General features: G+C 43.1%; 19 protein-coding genes. 12 read left to right on the top strand and 7 right to left on the bottom strand.

Annotated features, from left to right (window positions below):
• Positions 1-257: 257 nt before the first annotated feature.
• The 6 genes from W7W_RS0105040 (at position 258) to W7W_RS0105010 (ending at position 6,121) form a co-directional block, all read left to right on the top strand.
• On the top strand, positions 258-491 hold the full coding sequence (locus W7W_RS0105040) for a 4Fe-4S dicluster domain-containing protein (RefSeq protein WP_010662740.1): 234 nt from the start codon (positions 258-260) through the stop codon (positions 489-491).
• Between the two features lie 41 nt (positions 492-532).
• On the top strand, positions 533-1,615 hold the full coding sequence (locus W7W_RS0105035; RefSeq protein WP_010662739.1) for a 3-methyl-2-oxobutanoate dehydrogenase subunit VorB: 1,083 nt from the start codon (positions 533-535) through the stop codon (positions 1,613-1,615).
• A gap of 4 nt (positions 1,616-1,619) precedes the next feature.
• Positions 1,620-2,387, top strand: a complete 768-nt coding sequence (locus W7W_RS0105030) for a thiamine pyrophosphate-dependent enzyme (protein WP_010662738.1) — start codon at positions 1,620-1,622, stop codon at positions 2,385-2,387.
• Between the two features lie 115 nt (positions 2,388-2,502).
• The gene (locus W7W_RS0105025) at positions 2,503-3,060 is read left to right on the top strand and encodes a 2-oxoacid:acceptor oxidoreductase family protein (RefSeq protein WP_025007208.1); all 558 of its coding nucleotides are present in this window, start codon (positions 2,503-2,505) and stop codon (positions 3,058-3,060) included.
• A gap of 502 nt (positions 3,061-3,562) precedes the next feature.
• Positions 3,563-3,934: a hypothetical protein gene (locus W7W_RS0105015; protein ID WP_010662735.1), complete on the top strand. Its 372-nt coding sequence runs from the start codon at positions 3,563-3,565 to the stop codon at positions 3,932-3,934.
• A gap of 75 nt (positions 3,935-4,009) precedes the next feature.
• Positions 4,010-6,121, top strand: coding sequence for an amino acid permease (locus tag W7W_RS0105010; protein WP_010662734.1), 2,112 nt, complete (start codon positions 4,010-4,012; stop codon positions 6,119-6,121).
• 1 nt (position 6,122) lies between these two features.
• On the opposite strand, the gene W7W_RS0105005 is transcribed toward W7W_RS0105010, so the two are convergent.
• Positions 6,123-6,617, bottom strand: a complete 495-nt coding sequence (locus W7W_RS0105005) for a GNAT family N-acetyltransferase (protein WP_010662733.1) — start codon at positions 6,615-6,617, stop codon at positions 6,123-6,125.
• 781 nt (positions 6,618-7,398) lie between these two features.
• On the opposite strand from W7W_RS0105005, the gene tsaD reads away from it, so the two are divergent.
• From tsaD to W7W_RS0104985, 3 genes are all read left to right on the top strand, one after another.
• Entirely contained in the window at positions 7,399-8,418 is a 1,020-nt protein-coding gene (gene tsaD / locus W7W_RS0104995; protein WP_010662731.1) for a tRNA (adenosine(37)-N6)-threonylcarbamoyltransferase complex transferase subunit TsaD, read from the top strand.
• A 127-nt stretch (positions 8,419-8,545) separates the two neighbouring features.
• The gene (locus tag W7W_RS0104990; RefSeq protein WP_010662730.1) at positions 8,546-8,851 is read left to right on the top strand and encodes a PqqD family protein; all 306 of its coding nucleotides are present in this window, start codon (positions 8,546-8,548) and stop codon (positions 8,849-8,851) included.
• A complete protein-coding gene (locus W7W_RS0104985) occupies positions 8,851-9,768 on the top strand; it encodes a hypothetical protein (protein WP_010662729.1) in 918 nt (305 codons plus the stop codon). The genes W7W_RS0104990 and W7W_RS0104985 overlap by 1 nt, the downstream gene beginning before the upstream one ends.
• Positions 9,769-10,266: 498 nt before the next feature.
• Here W7W_RS0104985 and W7W_RS0104980 read toward each other — a convergent pair whose 3' ends face one another.
• On the bottom strand, positions 10,267-11,154 hold the full coding sequence (locus W7W_RS0104980) for an RluA family pseudouridine synthase (protein ID WP_010662728.1): 888 nt from the start codon (positions 11,152-11,154) through the stop codon (positions 10,267-10,269).
• A gap of 144 nt (positions 11,155-11,298) precedes the next feature.
• Here W7W_RS0104980 and W7W_RS0104975 point away from each other — a divergent pair, with 144 nt between their 5' ends.
• The 3 genes from W7W_RS0104975 (at position 11,299) to W7W_RS0104960 (ending at position 15,480) form a co-directional block, all read left to right on the top strand.
• The gene (locus tag W7W_RS0104975; protein WP_010662727.1) at positions 11,299-12,993 is read left to right on the top strand and encodes a carboxylesterase family protein; all 1,695 of its coding nucleotides are present in this window, start codon (positions 11,299-11,301) and stop codon (positions 12,991-12,993) included.
• A 143-nt stretch (positions 12,994-13,136) separates the two neighbouring features.
• Positions 13,137-14,243 (top strand): formylglycine-generating enzyme family protein, encoded by a 1,107-nt coding sequence (locus W7W_RS0104965; protein ID WP_025007209.1) that lies wholly within the window; start codon positions 13,137-13,139, stop codon positions 14,241-14,243.
• Positions 14,244-14,343: 100 nt separating this feature from the next.
• Entirely contained in the window at positions 14,344-15,480 is a 1,137-nt protein-coding gene (locus W7W_RS0104960) for an energy transducer TonB (protein ID WP_010662725.1), read from the top strand.
• Positions 15,481-15,483: 3 nt separating this feature from the next.
• Here W7W_RS0104960 and W7W_RS0104955 read toward each other — a convergent pair whose 3' ends face one another.
• The 5 genes from W7W_RS0104955 to W7W_RS0104935 form a co-directional block, all read right to left on the bottom strand.
• Positions 15,484-17,466 carry a sialate O-acetylesterase gene (locus W7W_RS0104955; RefSeq protein WP_010662724.1) on the bottom strand — a complete coding sequence of 661 codons (1,983 nt, stop codon included), beginning with the start codon at positions 17,464-17,466 and terminating at the stop codon, positions 15,484-15,486.
• 150 nt (positions 17,467-17,616) lie between these two features.
• Positions 17,617-17,727: a DUF4160 domain-containing protein gene (locus tag W7W_RS24040; protein WP_148660952.1), complete on the bottom strand. Its 111-nt coding sequence runs from the start codon at positions 17,725-17,727 to the stop codon at positions 17,617-17,619.
• A gap of 264 nt (positions 17,728-17,991) precedes the next feature.
• On the bottom strand, positions 17,992-18,654 hold the full coding sequence (locus W7W_RS0104945; protein WP_010662723.1) for an NAD(P)H-binding protein: 663 nt from the start codon (positions 18,652-18,654) through the stop codon (positions 17,992-17,994).
• A gap of 46 nt (positions 18,655-18,700) precedes the next feature.
• Positions 18,701-18,913, bottom strand: coding sequence for a DUF4249 family protein (locus W7W_RS23105; protein WP_148660953.1), 213 nt, complete (start codon positions 18,911-18,913; stop codon positions 18,701-18,703).
• Positions 18,889-19,614, bottom strand: coding sequence for a ThuA domain-containing protein (locus W7W_RS0104935; RefSeq protein WP_010662721.1), 726 nt, complete (start codon positions 19,612-19,614; stop codon positions 18,889-18,891). Before W7W_RS0104935 ends, W7W_RS23105 begins: the two co-directional genes overlap by 25 nt.
• Positions 19,615-20,033 lie beyond the last annotated feature (419 nt).

The following is a 20,033-nucleotide window of genomic DNA, read 5'->3' as shown; positions in this document are numbered from 1 at the left end:
TATTTTTTTAACATATTATCTTGTGATATTAATGCTTAAAAAAATATCATGCTCGTTTCATCTGCTCAGGTATAGAGAGCAGCGAAATATAGAATGTATATAAACAAGAATCTTAACTCTCTGATTTTCGATGAACTTACAAATTGTAAGACATTATATTCGCTTTGTTTATAGGAAATAATGACGAGAATCATGAAGCGTAATTACAATTTTTCTCTAAATTCGTAATATAGTTTTAAGAAAAAACAAATTTTGTTATGGCTAAAATGATTGGAGCAATAGAGGTGGACATTGAAACCTGTAAAGGTTGTTCACTTTGTGTCGAAGCCTGCCCGACAGATGTGATCGCCCTGGCAGACGAGGTGAACGGCAAAGGGTATAATTATGCATATATGGCAAATCCGGATGCTTGCAACGGATGTACCAATTGTGCATTGGTTTGTCCGGATAGTTGTATTACAGTTTATCGTAAAAAAGTTGAAATGGCCTGATTTATTATCAAGCAGGTCAGAATCAAAGAAATATTAAGCAAATGAGTGAACTAAGGTTAATGAAAGGCAATGAAGCCATTGCCGAGGCAGCAATTCGCTGTGGAGCCGATGGGTATTTCGGATATCCCATTACCCCGCAATCGGAGGTGATGGAGAAATTGATGGAATTGCAACCATGGAATTCAACCGGAATGGTCGTTCTCCAGGCCGAAAGTGAAACTGCCTCAATTAATATGTTGTATGGGGGGGCAGGTTGCGGAAAAAGGGTGATGACCTCTTCTTCCAGTCCGGGTATCAGTCTCATGCAGGAAGGATTATCATACATGGCCGGTGCAGAACTTCCCTGTCTGGTGGTCAACGTTGTACGCGGAGGACCGGGACTGGGCACCATACAGCCTTCTCAGTCCGATTATTTCCAATCGGTCAAAGGGGGTGGTCATGGCGACTACAAGTTGATTGTGCTGGCACCGGCATCCGTTCAGGAGATGGCAGATTTTGTGGAGCTTGGCTTTGACCTGGCATTCAAATACCGCAATCCGGCAATGATTTTGTCTGACGGAATGATTGGTCAGATGATGGAAAAAGTGGAGTTGAAACCTCAGCAAAAACGCTGGACCGATGAAGAGGTTGCACAAATGAATCCCTGGGCTACAACCGGAAAACCCGAATCGCGCGATTACAATATTATTACTTCTGTTGAGCTCGATTCTGAGGCTCATGAGCAGTTTAATCACCGGCTTCAGGTAAAATACCGTGAACTGGAGGAAAAGGAGGTGCGTTTTGAAACAACCAGTGTGGATGATGCAGATTATCTGATTGTCGCCTATGGAAGCAGTGCCCGTATTTCTGCTGCAGCCATCGAAATACTCCGGGAAAAGGGCATCAAAGTTGGGCTTTTGCGTCCCATAACACTTTATCCATTCCCCACAAAGGAGATTCAGCGACTGGCTCCAAAGATGAAAGGTATTTTGTCTGTGGAGATGAGTAGCGGACAAATGGTGGAAGATGTAAGGCTGGCAGTAGAAGGAAAAGTAAAAGTAGAGCACTTTGGACGTTACGGCGGAGTTGTTCATTCGCCCGATGAGGTTGCCGAGGCTCTGGAACAAAAACTGATTGGAGGATAAGACAATGGCTGAAATAACTGAAGATATCAAAGTAGCGGAGAACATCGTTCATAAAAAAAGCAGTGTTCTGACCGATAAAGTAATGCACTATTGTCCGGGCTGTAGCCATGGTGTTGTTCATAAACTTCTGGCTGAAGTCATAGAGGAGATGGGTATTCAGGACAAAACCATTGGGGTTGCTCCGGTGGGTTGCTCCGTGTTTATCTACAATTACCTGGCCATCGACTGGCAGGAGGCTGCCCACGGACGGGCACCCGCTTTGGGAACAGCCATCTCAAGGTTGCGTCCCGATCGATATGTGGTGACCTATCAGGGAGATGGAGACCTTGCAGCCATCGGTACGGCTGAAACCATTCATGCCTGTAACCGTGGTGAGAATATGGTGATGATATTCATCAACAATGGTATTTACGGGATGACTGGTGGTCAGATGGCTCCTACCACTCTGGAGGGAATGAAAGCTTCCACTTGTCCGTTTGGACGTGATCCCAAAACGGATGGTAATCCTTTGAAGATTACTGAAATTGTGGCTCAGCTTCCCGGAACCAACTTTGTTACACGGCAGGCAGTACATACAGCTGCTGCAGTAAGACGAACCAAGAAAGCCATTCGGAAAGCGTTTGAGAAGCAGAAGGATAAAACCGGAACTTCATTTGTTGAAGTGGTTTCCACCTGCAACTCCGGGTGGAAAATGAATCCTGTGGATTCCAACAACTGGATGGAAGAGAACATGTTCCCATTTTATCCACTGGGTGATATTAAAGACGTTTAAAACTCCGGAGAAAATTCCGGTTTAATATTTAACAGAACATTTGTGGTTTCCCCTGACCCGTCTAAATGTATTGATTTGACAGATGGTTGTGGGGAGTCTCAAAAAACAGTTTGTTATGAAGGAAGAAATAATAATAGCAGGATTTGGCGGCCAGGGCGTTTTGTCCATGGGTAAGATTCTTGCCTATTCTGGAGTGATGCAGGGGCAGGAGGTGACCTGGATGCCCTCTTACGGGCCCGAAATGCGCGGAGGAACAGCCAATGTTACCGTTGTTTTGAGCGATAACCGCATAAGCTCCCCGATCTTGCATGCTTTTGATACAGCCATTATTTTGAATCAACAGTCGATGGATAAGTTTGAGCCATTGGTTAAGCCCGGTGGCCTGCTTTTGTACGATCCCAATGGCATTACCCGTCATCCCGAAAGAGAGGACATCAATATTTATAAAATTGAAGCCGCCGAAGAAGCAGCGCAACTGAAATCAGCCAAAACTTTTAACATGATTGTTTTGGGAGCTTTCCTTAAAATTAAGCCTGTGGTTGAGATGGAGAATGTTCTTAAAGGATTGAAGAAATCACTTCCCGAACGTCACCACCATCTCATTCCGATGAATGAAAAAGCCATTCAACGCGGGGTGGAAATTGTTAAGGAAGTGACTGTGGTTAAGGCTTGAGTATTTTGTAAATAGGGCCAACAAGAGAAGTCATGTTTTTTCAGTCTTTGATAAGCAAGCATCAAATACGAAGCTTTCGTCCCGATTCATCGGGATGGATCCACGGAGTTTTGTTTTTCGTAAATGACTGATTCAAAGATGATAATAATCAAGTAGTTGGTGTTTTCTTGCTAAGACTATGATTTCTCAATAACACGAAAAATGCGGTCATTACAACTTTACACTGATTTTTATGAGTGTTGTGTTGTGAGGGCCGGATTTTTCGTGTTTTTTTTTGAAAAAAATAGTATCTTGAAACAGCATAGTCCACTAAACCTGAATAATTCATAAATAATTTATTACAATGATCAACCACCTGAGAAATATGAACGTCCTCGATAAAATTGATTTGAAAATAGTTCACTATTTCCCTCATCAATTTCATCTGCGGTTGTCCATATTTTTTGTTGTTTGACCATCTCATCACAATAATTCATGAATTAATCAGGTAAAAAAAAACGTTATGAAAGAAGGAAAAATACATCTCATCGATCTTGATTTTGAATATAAAATGTGGAAGAACCACCTGGAGTGGTTTCTTCGGGATTTGAAAATTATCAGGGAACGCAATAATGAAATTGCGGGAGGTAAGGGGAAAAAGGAACTCAATGCAGTGGAGGAGATGATTCTGGACGAGTGGGAAGATCAGATAAAAAAAATGACAGGCCGCATTAAAACTCAGGAACAGGAACTTCAATATTACAACAAAGATTTTCCGATTACTCCCGATCATCAGTATTTTGATGAGCACCTGGAGCTCCGACAAAGAATGGAAAAGTTGTCGAACAATATCATTGCCAAAATTTCGGATTTGATTAAGGAGCTGAGTGTCTGATTATTTGGTTTTAATTTGTGCATTGGGCCCGAACAATGAGGCGTACTTATGGGTTTATAGCATTAAATAACAACTATGGAAGGGAAAAAGAAGCTGACAAAAGAGTTGGGATTGTTTGATGTTTTTGCCATCAGCACCGGTGCTATGTTTAGTTCCGGTTTTTTTCTTTTGCCCGGACTGGCATCACAATATACCGGACCTTCTGTATTTGTTGCTTACCTTGTTTCGGGGCTGCTTATCTTACCTGCAATGTTCAGTATGGCCGAGATTGCCACAGCGCTGCCACGTGCAGGAGGAGCCTATTTTTTTCTGGATAGAAGTCTTGGACCGCTGATGGGGACCATCGGAGGGTTGGGAACTTATCTTTCTCTTGTTTTTAAGACTGCTTTTGCCATTATTGGTATTGGAGCCTATGCGGCTATCTTTTGGGATGTCCCTGTTCAGTTGGTTGCGGTGGCGGCAACAATGGTTTTTACCGGACTAAACCTTATTGGAGCCAAGAAAACATCGGGGCTTCAGAATTTTTTTATTATTTTCCTTCTGGTTGTTTTGGGGGGATTTATTTTTGATGGATTGTACACCGTTTTCTTCACCGAAAGGATTGACGGTCCGTCAGCCAATGATCATTTTAGTCCTTTTTTCACCGATGGTATTGAAGGGATTATTACCACTGCAGGTTTTGTATTTGTTTCATACCTGGGATTGACCAAGGTGGCAAGTGTGGCAGAGGAAATTAAAAATCCCGAAAGGAATATTCCATTGGGAATGTTGTTGTCATTGGTTATTACCAGTGTCATATATTTTCTGGGTGTTTTTGTGATGGTGGCATTGATTGATCCAGAGGATTTTGCCAATGAACTTGCACCGGCAGCAACTGCTGCCAAGCAACTTTTTAAATGGATGCCGGGGCAGACAGGTGCTTATCTGATGGTCGGGGCTGCCATGGCTGCTTTTGCTTCTACAGGTAATGCAGGTTTGCTCTCTTCCTCACGTTACCCTTTCGCCATGGCCAGGGATAAACTTTTTCCGCCGCGATTTGCCAGGGTTGGAAATTCAGGGACTCCGATTCTATCCATATTGTTTACCTCAGGGTTGATTCTCTTTCTTATTCTCGTTGTTTCGGAGGAGGGAATTGCAAAGCTTGCCAGTGCTTTTCAGCTTTTTATTTTTATGCTGATTAATTTTTCGGTTATCGTATTCCGGAAGAGTAATATAGAGTCATACGACCCGGGGTATAAATCTCCCTGGTATCCGGGAATGCAAATTGCCGGAATATTTGTCTCTCTGGTTTTGATTGTTTACATGGGGTGGATGGCAGTTATATTTAGTGGTATCGTTACGCTTCTTTCGTTTTTATGGTATTACTATTACGCCAGGGAGAAGGTGAAGCGCGAAGGTGCGATTTTTCACTGGTTTGCTCTTTTAGGCAAGTATCAGTACTCCGAATTGGAAAATGAGTTTATGACCATCCTTAAAGAGAAAGGACTCCGGCATGGCGATCCTTTTGATGAGACTATCACAAGAGCCCGGATTACTTCCTTGGAGAAGGATGTGGAATTTGATGAACTGGTAGCTCATGTGGCAGAAGTCTTTTCTACTGAAATGCATGCCGGAAAAGAGACATTGGTCAATGATTTCTTAACGACTTCGGCAATAGAACCGGCGCTTATTATCCCGGAAGTTTCCATCTTGTATGCAAAAAGCGAGGGGGTTGATCATCCCTCCCTGCATATTGTTTTGTCGAGCAGAGGAGTGCGTAAGCCTGTTGGCAAGGGGGGAATATCTTCGGAGGATTATATTCGCATTTTCTTCTTTTTGGTTAATCCGCCAAGTGATTCACGTCAACAACTGCGAATGCTTTCGAGGCTGGTGGATATTATTGAGCGTGATGAGTTTGTGGAAGAGATGTTCGATCATAAGAGTCATCGTAAAATCAAAGAGTATTTGTTGCACAACGAACGATTCTTTACCGTGAGGTTGTTGCCTCAGTCGGCTCAGTTCGAACTGGTAGGTAAAAAACTAAAGGAACTGTCTCTTCCACCCGATGTACTTGTAGCCCTGGTGGAGCGTGATTCGGAAACATTTGCTCCACATGGAGATACAGTACTGGAAGAACACGACGCATTGACTTTGATTGGGGAGCCAAAGTCAATTGCGCAACTGTTTGATAAGTATCTGAAACAATAGATTATTCCAGTATTTTCTCATAAATTACCACATCCAGCAATTCGTTGAATTTTTGACCGACCTGCTTGAAGTGAGCACATTTTTCAAATCCGCACTTTGCAAAGAGACGGATGCTGTTTTCATTGGTTCCGGTAATGGTTCCAAGCAATACTTTGATATCACGTTTTAAAGCCTCTTTTTCCAAAAAACTGACGGTTTTAAAGCCAATTCCCTGACCACAGTATTCCGGTTTCAGATAAACGGTTGCCTCTGCAGTTCTGTCATAGGCCTGCCGTTTTTTAAACTGAGATAGGTAGCAGTATCCGGCTGTTTTTCCGTCAGCTTTTACGATGAAGGAGGGGTATTTCTTGTTGTAGAAAGGTATAATTTCCCTGAGTTCTTCAAAGCTTACCGGATGTGTATGAAAGGTTGCGGTGGTTTCGGTGATGTAGTAGTCGTATATTTCTTTAATGGCCACCAAATCATTTAGGGTGGCTTTCTCGAATTTAATTTCCATAACTTGCTTTGTTATCTATTTGTGATTGGTCCTTTTGCTAAAAAGACGAACTCCTTTTGATTCTTTTTTGCTTTCCAGAAACCCGTTTAAAAAGAGCACTGTTCCAAAACCCATAAAAAAACCTGACCATAAAAATGAAATATCGGTTAGGTGGATTGAGCACAATGCCAGCAAAACAATAACGATTCCCGGTACAATGTTTTTGTAGTGCGGTTTCTTTTTAAATCGCATGTCGGTGATTGTTTTTTGTCTATGAGGTTTAAAGATAATGAATTTGTAATGTGAATGGTTCTTTTTTGTGTCAATTTTTTTGGTTGGGGTTTTAAATAATGGTTTATCACCAGGTATGGGGCCAGATTAAATAGTGCCCGTCTATAAAGTGGGGGAAATTTTGTAAAAAGTTATGTGTCAACTCAGAATGTGCCAGTTGCAAGGCTTGAGAAGCCGCCAAAAACGGAGTTTACTTGGGTAAATGAGGATTTTGGCGGCAAGCGTAACGACGCAAATGGCACTGTATGGACAGACACTAATTAGAGTCTGTCCATAAACTAAGCGTTTTTCATGTGTTTGAGATAGAAAGTTCAAATTCAAGGCGTGTGAAAAATCTAAACCGCAGAATACTAATGTATTTGAGGATTTAGATTTTGAGCAACAACGCAGAAGTTGGACTTTATAGACAAACACTAATTAAAAAGCAAGATTGAAGCAGTCAATTAATCAGTTTAGGGAGAAATCATGAACGATTCATTATCTTTACCGCCCGAAACGAAAAGAGAACAGCATGAAACCCATCATACTAGGCATAGAATCTTCCTGCGATGATACCTCTGCAGCCATTATACAGGGAGATATCATTCTTTCAAATGTTATTGCCGGCCAGAAGGTGCATGAGGAGTACGGCGGTGTAGTTCCGGAACTGGCTTCACGTGCTCATCAGCAAAATATCATTCCGGTGGTGCATAAAGCCATGAAAGATGCTAAAATTACTCCTGAGGATATTTCTGCCGTCGCATTTACCCGTGGACCCGGACTGATGGGGTCGTTGCTTGTTGGAACCAGTTTTGCCAAAGGGTTTGCCCTGGCCCGGAAAATACCGTTGATCGAGGTGAATCATTTGCAGGCGCATGTGCTGGCTCATTTTATTCAGGAAAAAGACCAGAAGCATGAGGTGCCTGAATTTCCTTTTTTATGTCTCCTGGTATCGGGGGGGAACAGTCAGATTATGTTGGTGAAAGATTATCTGGAGATGGAAATCATCGGACAAACAATTGACGATGCTGCCGGAGAGGCATTTGATAAGTGTGCCAAGGTGATGGGACTTCCCTATCCCGGAGGTCCGCTGATTGATCAGTTTGCCAAAGAGGGCAATCCGGATGCGTTTCAGTTTTCCAAACCACGCATTGCTAATTTTGATTACAGCTTTAGCGGTTTAAAAACTTCATTTCTCTATTTTTTACGTGACCACATCAAGGAAGATCCTGATTTTATAGATAACAATAAAACTGACTTGTGCGCCTCTCTGCAAAAAACCATTGTAGATATTCTGATGGATAAACTTATTTCGGCTTCCAAAAAGACCGGAATCAAAGAAATTGCGCTTGCTGGAGGAGTCTCTGCCAATTCAGGATTACGTCAGGCTTTTGTGGATGGCCGTGAGAAGTATGGCTGGAACATTTATATTCCGGAATTCTCTTACACCACCGATAATGCTGCCATGATTGCCATTACCGGGCTTTTTAAGTTCCGTAAACAGGAGTTTGTGGGGCAGGAGGTGGCTCCGTATGCCAGGATGGGGATTTGAGGTGAGAGGCTGAGAATGAGGCTGAGGCTGAGGCTGAGGCTAAGAATGAGGCTAAGAATGAGGCTAAGGCTAAGGTTGAGAGAGTGTGTTGATTCTACGTAACTTTTATATTACAAAACTGGACCCAATGAGTGCAGTGCAACAAGAAATAGAGTATAGGGTAAACGGAGCTGATTTTGTGACCCGACAGATGGGCAATGAGATGGTTATGGTGCCGCTTACCGATAAGGTGGCAGATATGACCAGTGTGCTTACACTCAATGAAGTTGGTGCAGATATTTTGAGGCTTCTTGAAACACCCCTGACTAAAAAAGAATTGATTCGTCAGATGTTGGACCTTTATGATGTGGATGAGTCCACTCTGATAGAAGATGTAGAAGCGTTTATAGCTGAAGCTACTCAAAAAAATGTGATTGAGATTATTCAACCCTGATGAGAAAAGAATCAAAAAATACTGAAGGAATTGTAACATTTCTACCGGGATTGAAGCTGCATTTTTCCTGTGCTTCAGCTGATGTAAAACTGGTGCCCCTGGGAAGTTCTTTGTTTAATGATTCACTAACAGAAGGAAATCAATCATTTCATGTTTCATATTCAACAGCAGAATCGGTTGATACATCCGGATTTTCCAGGGCTCTTTCCGGTGAATCCTTTCCCGGCGCTGAAATTCCCTATACATGGACAATTTTGCGAAAGGATCATCAGGTAGGGATTCATATTGACTTCGATGATGATTTACAATTAGAGGAGGTATTCGGTGTTATTGATTTTTCCCAAAACAGGATCTCAGCCGCTCTTGTGCCCGGGAATGGTGTTCAGGAAATTTCCATTGATCCGCTCTTCCAACCTTTTGGCTCTGTACTGATGGTCGTTCTGGCGCATTATCAGGACGATGTGCTGGTGCATGCATCGGGGGTTTTGGAGAAGGGTGTAGGTCGTCTCTTTACCGCCGTCTCCGGCACAGGCAAAAGTACCATGGCAGGTATCTGGAAAAGCGATGGGGCCACCGTTATCAATGACGACCGGTTGTGGTTGCGAAAGATCGGTGACAGGTGGTATATGTTTAATACTCCGATGCCTTATTACGCACAGAAACCTCTGATGGCGCCACTTAATGAAATATTTCTTATCCGCCAATCGCCAGACAATGAAGTATCCAAACTTGCCGGTATCAATGCCGCCATGCGCTTTATGGCCAACGGTATTCAGCATTTTTACGATAAAGAGATGACCGGCCGGCATCTTGACCGCATACTGGACATTGCTTCTCAGGTGTCCATTTATGATTGTGGGTTTAGACCCACTAAAGAGGTTGCGGAAATAATACGGGGGATTGTGGATCGTGAATAGGCAATATTTAGTGCCCGTCTATAAAGTCGATAAAAGTGTTTTAGTGGCTATGTGTCTGTTCAGAAAGTGCCAGTTGCAAGGCTTGCGAAGTCGCCAAAAACGGAGTTTACTTGAGTAAATGAGTATTTTGACGGCAAGCGTAACGACGCAATTGCTACTTTATGGACAGGTACTAGTTAGTAGAGAATAGTATGAGGTTTGGAAGGCAGAAGGCAGAAGTTGGATTAGCCCGGAAGAGGAGACAGTTTCTCAATGTATGATTATTAATGATCAATGAGGGGGGGGAATTTATCTCTACCCCTCGTTTCCGCACGAGGGGTTTCTATCCCGTCGTCTCCTGACGACCAAAAAATCAACAATATTTTTCATTGGTGTCCGGTTAATAACTTGAGATTGCTTCACTACGTTCGCAATGACGGGCCGTTGCAGGGTGTTGAGGGGCTTGGTAGAGGTTGATTTTCGGCTTTGCCGAAACCCAAAACCCAAAACCCGAAACACTCAACTCTTATACTTCTCCCACCTCCGTTTTTCTCCCTGCATGAAATGCTTAAATTTATGCGGAGGCTCAATCTCAATAAGCATTTTCTCGTCGGAAAATGGGTGGAGAAACGCTATCCGTGTTGCACAAAGAAACAATCCTTTGCCTTTCATAATTAAACCTTCGGTGCCATACAATTTATCTCCGAGAATGGGGGTGCCGGCTTCCGAAAGATGTTTTCTGATTTGATGCGTCCGTCCGGTTAATGGCTGTGCCTCGACCAACGTAAGTGTTCCGCTTCGCAGGGAAGGAATATCCATGATTTTTCTGAAAAGGGTGGAAGCAGTTTTTTCATCCACCGGTGTTTCCGAACTCCATGCTTCTTGTGTTTCTCCAATGACAACCGCCTGGTAGGTTTTTTCGATCTCTTTTTTCTCCATTAGTTGGGAGAGTTTTACCCGTGCTGCGGCAGTTTTTGCAATAATGATGAGTCCGCTGGTGGGGGCATCGAGTCTGTGGATGGCTTTGGGAGCAGCCAAAGCATCAGTTTGGGAGGATGGTCTCAGGTGCAGGGGGAGTGCATTTTCCAGTGTCCTGAATTGATTTCCGCTAACGACCACACCCGCCGGTTTGTTTACAACCGCCATGTACTCATCTTCATAAATGATCTCCAGGTCAATGTGATATAGTTTCACGGGCTTTTGCTCCAGAGGATTCCAGGTAATTTCCTCCCCGGGTCTGACTATGTGTCCTGTTGTGCCCGACTGTCCGTCAACCAGGATCTCTCCCTTTTTTATGGCTTTTTTGAAAGCTGATTTGGTGGAGAGGCCGGGGAAAATTCCGGGGCCGTAATCGCTCAACCGAATGGACCTGGTTTCTGAGGTAACAATATGTTTTTCGCTTTGCATTAGTCTATTTTATTAAAACTCAAATTTACGAAAAAGAAAGGGAATGCCTGAAAATACTGGATAACACTCCTTTTTAATGAAATACTTTCGTTATTTTTGGGAGACAGACAGTCATGCTATCACACACAACTAAAAACAAACAATATGAATTTTAAAAAACCATTCCTGTTTCTGCTAATGGTGTTGGGAACAACACTTTTCTTATCTGCCCAATATTACCAGCCTGGCCCACAGGTTGAAACATTTTATTCCGAAATTGACGACTCGGAGCAGCCATATGCACTGTATCTGCCGGATAATTTTGATGGACAGAAAGAATATCCACTGGTGGTGATGTTGCACGGTGCCATGTCTAATCACCGTTTGGCATTGAAAAGAGTTTTTGGAAAAACCAATCTGCCGGGAGAAAATGATGCCGAAGCATCGCGCTATTTTCCCGGGTGGGAGGATGTGGAATACATTGTGGTGGCTCCTTATGCCCGTGGAACAATGGGATATGTGGGTATTCCTGAAGACGATGTGTTGCAAATCATCGAAAAGTGCCGGAAAGATTTCAAGATAGATCGGGACCGTATTTACCTGACAGGCTTGTCTATGGGAGGGGGAGGAACCTTATTTTTGGGAATGGCCTATCCTGATTTGTTTGCAGCCATTGCTCCTGTTTGTCCCGCTCCACCTCAGGAGTATTTCGATCTTACCGAGAATGGACTGAATATACCTGTTGCCATTCATCAGGGCGGTGCAGATCCGGTGGTGAGACCAGAGGGAACCAGACAAATTGTGGAAGAGTTGCAGAATATGGGTACAATGGTTGAATATCACGAATATCCAGGTGTTCAGCATGACTCGTGGGCCAATGCGTATGCAGATGGCCAGCTTTTTAAATGGTTTGATGGAATTGAGCGAAATCCGTTCCCGCCAAGGGTTCGTTATGCTACTCGTTGGTATAAGCGGCCGGGAGCTTACTGGGTGAAAATGGATAAGCTTACACCCGGGATGCTCGCCCGTATTGATGCTCAGTTTACCGCGAAAAATGAGGTCAGCATTAAAACTGATAATCTTGAGGCTTTTTCACTTCAACTGAAGGGGCACCCACAGTTTGAAGCATCAGAAAAACTATCCGTGGAGATTGATGGGCAAACCATTTCCAGTTTGCCGAAGTATAATCATTCCTTTACCAAAAAAGACGGACGGTGGCAGACCGGGCGTTACCATGCTCCGGTGGTTGGCAAGAAAAAAGGTCTTGAGGGCCCCATGTATGAAGTGGTGACCGGTCGTCATGTTTATGTCTATGGAACCAAAGGGGCATCAGGAATGGAAGAAGTGAATGAGCGAAAAGAAACAGCCAAACAGGCTGCTGACTTCTCTGTTTCTTTTGGTGGGTATTTTGAGCAGAACAGCACTGTGAATCCCCGTGTAATTGCCGATCGGCAGGTAACACGTGATGACCTGCTGAATTCCAATCTGGTATTATTCGGAACCCGCGAATCCAATAGTGTAATTGCCGATTTGGAAGATGTAATACCCTTGCATCTGGAGAGTTCGCAGGACAGCCTGGGGCTTGCCTATTGTTTTCCACACAATGGAAACCTGGTGGTAGTAAGTTCAGGGTTACCTTTCTGGACTTTTGTTCCCGAAGAGCAGGGACAAATGCCTCAGACCGGCAGTCGTTTTGGAGGTGCCCAGGGAGCCCAGGCATTAAAAGGGATGAAGGATTTTATATTGTTCGAGAAAAGCAACCACAAGGTTCTGGTGGAAGGCGTTTTTGATGAGAACTGGCAGTTGACACCGGAAGTTATTGAGGATTTGAAATCTTACGGGGTTGCGGTAGAAGATTGATAAAATCAGGTTTTTGAAAAGAATTTGCAAAGGTGAATGTTTCTGCATATCAGGAATATTCACCTTTGTTGTTTTTCCGGGTCAACTAATTGCCATTGTCGGGTGTTACGTTCTTTTAAGAAATAATATAAATAGCATCCGTGATGAGAATAATTTCTTTCTTCTTTTTGGTCACACTTGTCTTAATATTTGTTTCCTGTACCTCAAACTTCCAAAAGAAAAGCGCTGACCAGTGCATGCCTGCTAATCTTACGGACCGGTTTTCTGGTTTAGACAATGATAAGAATGATCTTTTGGTGGGTAAAGACTCTTTACAAATTGAAAAAATGGTGCTGATTCCCGGAGGTGTTTTTGATATGGGCGCCCGGGAGAAACAATTTTCGAAGCCAGATGAATTCCCCGTTCATAAAGTGAAAGTTGATAGTTTTTTGATGGACAAGCATCCTGTAACCAATGCTCAATTCCGTGAATTTGTTGCGTCAACAGGTTATGTTACGACGGCAGAAAAAGCTCCTGACTGGAAAGAACTAAAGAAACAACTTCCGCCGGGGACACCAAAACCCCCGGATTCTGTACTGTTGCCGGCGTCTCTTGTTTTCCATTCTCCGGAGACCAGAGTGTCTCTGAATAATCATCAGAGTTGGTGGGGGTGGGTGCCGGGAGCTGACTGGAAGCACCCTCTGGGTCCCGGAAGCACCATTGAGGGCAAGGACAATTACCCGGTGGTTCATATTTCGTGGTATGATGCGCAGGCTTATGCAAGATGGGCTGGAAAACGACTGCCAACGGAAGCCGAATGGGAATATGCTGCACGTGGGGGGCATAACAACTTTGTTTATCCCTGGGGGAATGAACTGATAACTGAGGAGAAAGCTAACTTCTGGCAGGGAAATTTTCCTTACTCCAACAAGGGGGATGATGGCTTTATATCATCCTCTCCTGTTGCATCGTTTTCTTCTAATGGTTATGGATTGTATGATATGGCAGGGAATGTGTGGGAGTGGACTGCAGATTGGTATCATACAGCATATTATGAAGTTCTTGGCCGAAAGGGAATTGCTGACAATCCACAGGGACCATCAGTTTCTTTGGATCCTATGGAGCCGGGAGTGGCCAAAAAAAGCATCCGTGGAGGCTCTTTTCTGTGTAATGATTCCTATTGTGCCGGTTACAGAGCTTCTGCCAGAATGAAGTCCACTCCGGACAGCGGGATGATGCATCTGGGATTCAGGTGTGTGAAAGATTTTTAATGTTAACCAAAACAGAAGAGCTGTTGGTGTAAAAAGAGTGGATTTTCCGGATTGATTTTCTGTAAATTGGAATCAATGAGGAAAATATATAATTTTTACTATGAAATCATTTCTTACCTTCTGTTCTCTGTTTCTTATAGTTCTTTGTTCAGTCAATGCACAATCGTTGGTTCAATTTTTTGACCCTGTTCCGGATGGCAAAATTGAAGATCTTCAGGGCTCAGGAGTGTCCGGGTATATTGAGTATCAGTATTCCGGAGTATCAAGCAAGGAAAAGGGAGACGCCAGTCATTTCACCGCTGTTTTTTTAAACTCCCGTGGGGAGATCACGAAATCAGTGGAGTTCAATCGTTTTCGACAACCGGAGAAATATTCTGTCAATGCTTTTGATGAATCAGACAGGCTGATTCAGCGAATCCATTACAATGCCGAAGGAAAGGTGGTGTGGCGTGAAGGATTTTATTATGATGTTACGGGGAAACTGACTGAACGGGTTGAGTTTGCTGATGATGGTTCGGTAGATGGAAGAACGGTTTACATTTACAATAAAAAAGGGAATCTTTTTAAAACGCGCCAGTTTAATCATACAGGCAAGCTCTCTTTTTTTCAGATTTTCTATTATTCTGACAATAAATTGACGGAAAGAATCATTCTTAAACAGGCCAGAGGGTTTACGATGAGCAGCACTGTTTTTCGGTATCGAAACAATTTGTTGCTTTCTGAACGAATTGTTTCTGCAGGACTAAAAGGTCCGGTATCGCGTGAGGAGTATTTTTATGACGGGAACGGTCTTTTAGAAGGGAAACGTGTCTTTCAGATGGGGGATTTAAAAGCTGTCCATACACGGAGTTATTGTAAAAGTAATTTCAGACAGCAATTGACCAGGGAAAGGCTTTCAGTAGAAGAGTGCTGTGGAGAAGGAAGTTTTAATTCTTCCCCCTTTGGGTATGAGGCACGTGCGTCCTTCCCTCAGGGAATCTCAGCGCTGGATGCCTTCCTGAAATCCCAGGTTAAGTTACCGGAAACTGCCACTCCGCAGGGAATAATTATGGTCAGCTTTGTGGTCAAACCATCAGGAAAGGTTAGAAAAGCAAAGGTGCAGAAAGGTTTGACACCTTTGCTGAATGAGATGGCTTTAAAAGTTGTCAGGAAGATGCCTGCCTGGATTCCGGCCAAATCGGGAAGCGGGAGGCCTGAAAAATCCACAGTCTATCTTCCTTTGGTGTTTGTGAAATAGAAATTACTTTTCAGCAGCATTCCAGTTGTCAGTTCGGAACGGAACCGCGGGCAAACCTTCTTTATTGATTAGGTTGCATTCGGGATTGTTGGCCCAGCCATAGCGGACGGCTATCGGTTTTCTTACTTCATCAGCAGACACGATTACTTCGTTGCCTTTAAGGGTGGCTTTTGCCCAATGGAATTTCTGGTCTTTTTCTGCAATGGCAAAGCCTTTTAATACTTCTCCATCCCTTATGGACAACCCGGAACCCACTTCTGAAAACCGGATTCTGATTTGTTTGTTATCCACCTCAAAGTTTTTGAACATCGGCCCGGACGCCTGAACTTTTTGGCTATAAACCAATTTTCCGGCAATCAGCGAAAGCCGTCGTCCAACTTCTTGCTTGTTGAGTGGATGAATATTGTTGGCATCACCAATGTCAATGATACAGGCCATCCCGGTGTTGGGGAGTTTGAGTGTTTCGGATTGAGATTCCCTCAGTAAAGCCCAGTTGCTTTCTGAAGGAACAGTTTCCCGCTTCATGTAATTTGCCAGCTGAACGTACATAAATGGTAAATACCCTTGTTGCCATCGAATTCGCCAGTCATTGATAAGTATCGGGAAAAGTGTCCTGTAATCATAGGCTTCGTCCACATTGTTTTCGCCCTGATACCAGATAAAACCTTTGAGGCCATAAGGAACGACCGGAGCAATCATTGCGTTGTGGAGGAATGAGGGATATTGATGGTAGTTATTTATGAAAGGGATTTCAGGTTCCAGATCTTTTTGATATTTCCAGGTGCCTGTAATGCTGATTTTTTTCTCTCCATTGGTAATGTACATCTCTTTGGCAGGAGGATTGAATCCGCCACCACCCCATAGAAAAGCCATGCGTACTGTCAGGTTGTTGGATCCGGCCTCAATGAGTGAGTCGGGGATGGAATAGATATGCTCGGGTTCTGCATTCCATATGGTTTTGCAGATTTCTTTACCGTTAAAGTAGAGGGTGTAGTTTAATTCAGGATGTCCCAGGTTGATGGTCAGATTGGGTCCCTTCATAGCCTTGGGAATGTTGACTTTTTTACGTAGCCAAACCATTCCTTCATAGCTTGAAAAGTCCATGTTTTTCAGGGTTTGGGGCATTTGTATCTCAGTCCATTGCGAGTCATCAAAATCAGGGTTTGGATAAATTTGATCGCTTTGATTTTGAGGGTTGTAAACAATTTCCCAGAACCGGATCAGATCCAGGCTGTCTTTTACAAAATGTTGTGGAGTGATGGTGTCATTGTTCTGTACTTTGCTTCGTGTAATGTTCGATGAAAGAAGCATTTCAGAGCCGGTCCAGGCTTCTACAGGCGTACCGCCCCAGGTTGACTGAAGAATTCCGATGGGTATGTCAAACTCCTTGTGAAGTTCTCTGGCAAAATAGTAACTTATCGCCGAGAAATCCTTGACACTCGTTGAATCGCATCTCTGCCATTGTCCGCCTTTGATGTCGTCCTGGGGTGAAATGGTTTTGTTGTGTTCCACTTTGAACATTCGGATGTTGGGAAATTGGGCATTTGAAATTTCCTCTTCTGCATTCATGGCCTGTTGTACCTGCCACTCCATATTCGATTGTCCTGATGCCAGATATATATCACCAATCAGCACGTCATCGAATGTGATAACAGGGTTGGTATTATTACCTTCAAAAATTTCAAGACGGTAAGGGCCGCCGGCTTTTAGTTGAGGAAGGTGGATCATCCATTTTCCGTCCTTTCCTGCAAATGCCGAGGTTTTATTGTTAGCAAGCACGACGGTGATTTGTGTTCCCGGTTTGCCTTTTCCCCAAACAGGGATGTGAGTATTTCGTTGCAAAACCATGTGATCGCTGAATACTTTCGGGAGTGCTACCTGAGCAAAAGAAGTTGCAGCTGCCAGGAAAAATGCAACCATAACTGTGAGCCTGAAAATCAATGTAGTTTGACTTTTCAGGAAAAGGGAATGCTGATGTTTTGTCATCTCTGTTTGAGCTTAAAATGAATTAAAAAGTTTGCTCAGGGGAGATCAATAAGTGGTCCGTGGTGTGCCAAAGATAAGGGAAATGAAGAAATTTTTTGTGATCCAACGAGAGAATAATGTTTTATTCAATGATAAGTCGAAGATTTTTTCCTAAACCAGCCTCAATGATTTTATTTCAATTAGTTCTTCATATTCTGCATACGTCACATGAAAATGAGGAGGGGAGTGCCCTTGAGTATCTATCTGTTTTAATTGAGGCAATTACTTTTATATTAGGCATGTTCAGGTTGTCTTATTAGACAATAATTTCAAGTAATGGCGACCTGTTTTGCAGGTTTATTCTATGTCTATCCTGATTTATTCATGAATCTTCGTAATGAAATGTTCAAATATCAAGAAATACAAGAAACCGCAGACCAATTTGAAGCAGGAAATAGTGAACTATGTTCAAATCAAATTTGACGAGGATACTTGTATTTCGCCGATAGTTGAGCATTGGAATAGATTATTTATGAATAAAACAGGCTATATTCTTTGCATAGTTTTAATCTCCGGATAATGAAATATATGATTTCCCTTTAGATCCGAGTTGGCGGCATGTATCATCGCTTTTGCTATATCTTCTGCTTCAATTGGTTTCATGCGGGCTGGAATCAGAAATGAGAGCGGTTTCATAATCCATTTTCCGAGTGATTCTGCAATTCTGGTTTCGTTTCTTTTCCCCAGCAGCAGTGAAGGGCGGAAAATTAGCAGGGTGGAAATGTTTTGTTGCTGAACAGCTTCTTCCATCTCTCCTTTGAGTCGCGTGTAGAAATTCTTACTGTTGCTGTCGGCCCCAACGGCAGAGATGATAGCAAATATATTGCATCCTGTTTCTGCGGTAAAACGGGCGGCATTTACAGGGATATCGAAGTCCACTTTGCGGTAGGCGGTTTTGTTGCCGTTGACTTTTTTATTGGTTGTTCCTACTGCACAGAAAACCGCATCACTTCCTTTGATCGCTTTTTTGAAAGCAGCTTCATCTTCAAAATCGATAACCAGCTCTTCTGTCTTTGGGTTTTTGTAACCTGCCGTGCGGCGTCCGATTACTTTTATCGTGTCGAATGCATCCGATACCTGAAGTTGTTGCAATAGGTGACTGCCGATGAGTCCGGTTGCTCCTATGATGGTTGCTGTTTTTTGTGCCATATGTTTTTTGTTTATAAAACAGGGAAGGCTGATCAATTGTTTGCTGTTATTGCCTTACAAATTCCGTATCCAGCTCTTCAGGAACCGATGAAGGAGTCATTGAACCAAAAATACCGAGGCCGTTTTCAACATTGGAGTAAATCTGGATTTTTTCTGCAAAGGGATCTCCGTCAACGGCCTCCTGCTGGGCCAGAGAATACATAAACCGGAAGAGGGATTCGTCATAGTTGTTTACTACAAATCTTCTGTGGCTGTCCACAGAATAGCTCCTTTAAGGTGTTGTAAAAACAACGGATTGTGGTATAGTTCCGGTTCATGGCCAAGTGCGGTTTGGAATACTTTTCCTTTGCCTGCCATTTTGTACCATACCAGCGGGTGATCCCCCATTCGTTGTTGTGCTCCTTCAAACCAGCGGTTGTCGTCCACTTCATAAGAATCTTCATCAATGGAAATCAGTACATGCACATCTTCACGCGGATTGCGGTCGAAACTGTACCATTCATCGGTGACAACCCATGTGGAATCGGGGAAATGTGCTGTGGCAGGATGGGAGCGATTTTCAATGATGAGTTTGCCTTTCTGTGATGGCGGATGTCCCACAAAAGAGGCCCCGATGGCTTGTACATACCAGGCCCACTCATATTCGGTGTCTGCTCCGGTATGCAGGGTGAGTAGTCCGCCGCCGCTTTCAACATAGTTTTTTAATGCTTCCTGTTGTTGAGCATCTAAAATGTCTTTGGTTGTGTGGACAAAGATCACCAGGTTGAAAGATGATAAGTTTTCGGGAGTAAAGATTTCTCCTTCTTCAGTTGCAGTTATTTTCCAATTGTTTTGTTCTGCCAGTTGGCCCAAAGCTACAAGACTTTGTGGAATTGCTCCGTGTCGGTATCCGGCAGTTTTGGAGAAAACCAGAATTTTAAGATCAGGAGTTTGATTTTGTGATTGAGTTGTTGTTATCATAAATAAGAAAAGTATTAGATATAATGTTTGTTTCATGGTTTACCGGCTAAAATAAATATCTTGAACGTATTGACAGGCTTGATGGGGGCTGACCTTGGCAGATAAGCCTAAAAACAAGGTTGTTTCATCGAAAAATCGTCTTTGTTTGAATCTCACGCGCGTAGCAAGTGAGATGAGTTTAGACGATTTCGATGGAAGAACCGTAGTTTTTAGAGCGAAAGCTGGCTAAGTCTTGACTTTTTTTGATTACTTTTTTGTGTCAAGACAAAAAAGTAATTCGGGTCTAAGGGATGAAATCCCTTCTGGGAAAATATTTTGGACAGGAATCATTAGTTAATTGGAAAGATAATGATTTTTTTCTAAGTACATGACAAAATATTTATACAATCATTAAACTCCTTGATATTTAAGGCATTCAT

This window comes from Marinilabilia salmonicolor JCM 21150, assembly GCF_000259075.1.
Taxonomy (GTDB): Bacteria; Bacteroidota; Bacteroidia; order Bacteroidales; family Marinilabiliaceae; genus Marinilabilia; species Marinilabilia salmonicolor.
Note: the sequence above shows the minus strand (reverse complement) of the source record. Positions and strands in the feature narration are given on the sequence as shown.

Coding starts and splice junctions, on each gene's coding strand:
- W7W_RS0105040 (WP_010662740.1), top strand. CDS start 258: ATGGCTAAAATGATTGGAGCAATAGAGGTGGACATTGAAACCTGTAAA.
- W7W_RS0105035 (WP_010662739.1), top strand. CDS start 533: ATGAGTGAACTAAGGTTAATGAAAGGCAATGAAGCCATTGCCGAGGCA.
- W7W_RS0105030 (WP_010662738.1), top strand. CDS start 1,620: ATGGCTGAAATAACTGAAGATATCAAAGTAGCGGAGAACATCGTTCAT.
- W7W_RS0105025 (WP_025007208.1), top strand. CDS start 2,503: ATGAAGGAAGAAATAATAATAGCAGGATTTGGCGGCCAGGGCGTTTTG.
- W7W_RS0105015 (WP_010662735.1), top strand. CDS start 3,563: ATGAAAGAAGGAAAAATACATCTCATCGATCTTGATTTTGAATATAAA.
- W7W_RS0105010 (WP_010662734.1), top strand. CDS start 4,010: ATGGAAGGGAAAAAGAAGCTGACAAAAGAGTTGGGATTGTTTGATGTT.
- W7W_RS0105005 (WP_010662733.1), bottom strand. CDS start 6,617: ATGGAAATTAAATTCGAGAAAGCCACCCTAAATGATTTGGTGGCCATT.
- tsaD (WP_010662731.1), top strand. CDS start 7,399: ATGAAACCCATCATACTAGGCATAGAATCTTCCTGCGATGATACCTCT.
- W7W_RS0104990 (WP_010662730.1), top strand. CDS start 8,546: ATGAGTGCAGTGCAACAAGAAATAGAGTATAGGGTAAACGGAGCTGAT.
- W7W_RS0104985 (WP_010662729.1), top strand. CDS start 8,851: ATGAGAAAAGAATCAAAAAATACTGAAGGAATTGTAACATTTCTACCG.
- W7W_RS0104980 (WP_010662728.1), bottom strand. CDS start 11,154: ATGCAAAGCGAAAAACATATTGTTACCTCAGAAACCAGGTCCATTCGG.
- W7W_RS0104975 (WP_010662727.1), top strand. CDS start 11,299: ATGAATTTTAAAAAACCATTCCTGTTTCTGCTAATGGTGTTGGGAACA.
- W7W_RS0104965 (WP_025007209.1), top strand. CDS start 13,137: ATGAGAATAATTTCTTTCTTCTTTTTGGTCACACTTGTCTTAATATTT.
- W7W_RS0104960 (WP_010662725.1), top strand. CDS start 14,344: ATGAAATCATTTCTTACCTTCTGTTCTCTGTTTCTTATAGTTCTTTGT.
- W7W_RS0104955 (WP_010662724.1), bottom strand. CDS start 17,466: ATGACAAAACATCAGCATTCCCTTTTCCTGAAAAGTCAAACTACATTG.
- W7W_RS0104945 (WP_010662723.1), bottom strand. CDS start 18,654: ATGGCACAAAAAACAGCAACCATCATAGGAGCAACCGGACTCATCGGC.
- W7W_RS0104935 (WP_010662721.1), bottom strand. CDS start 19,614: ATGATAACAACAACTCAATCACAAAATCAAACTCCTGATCTTAAAATT.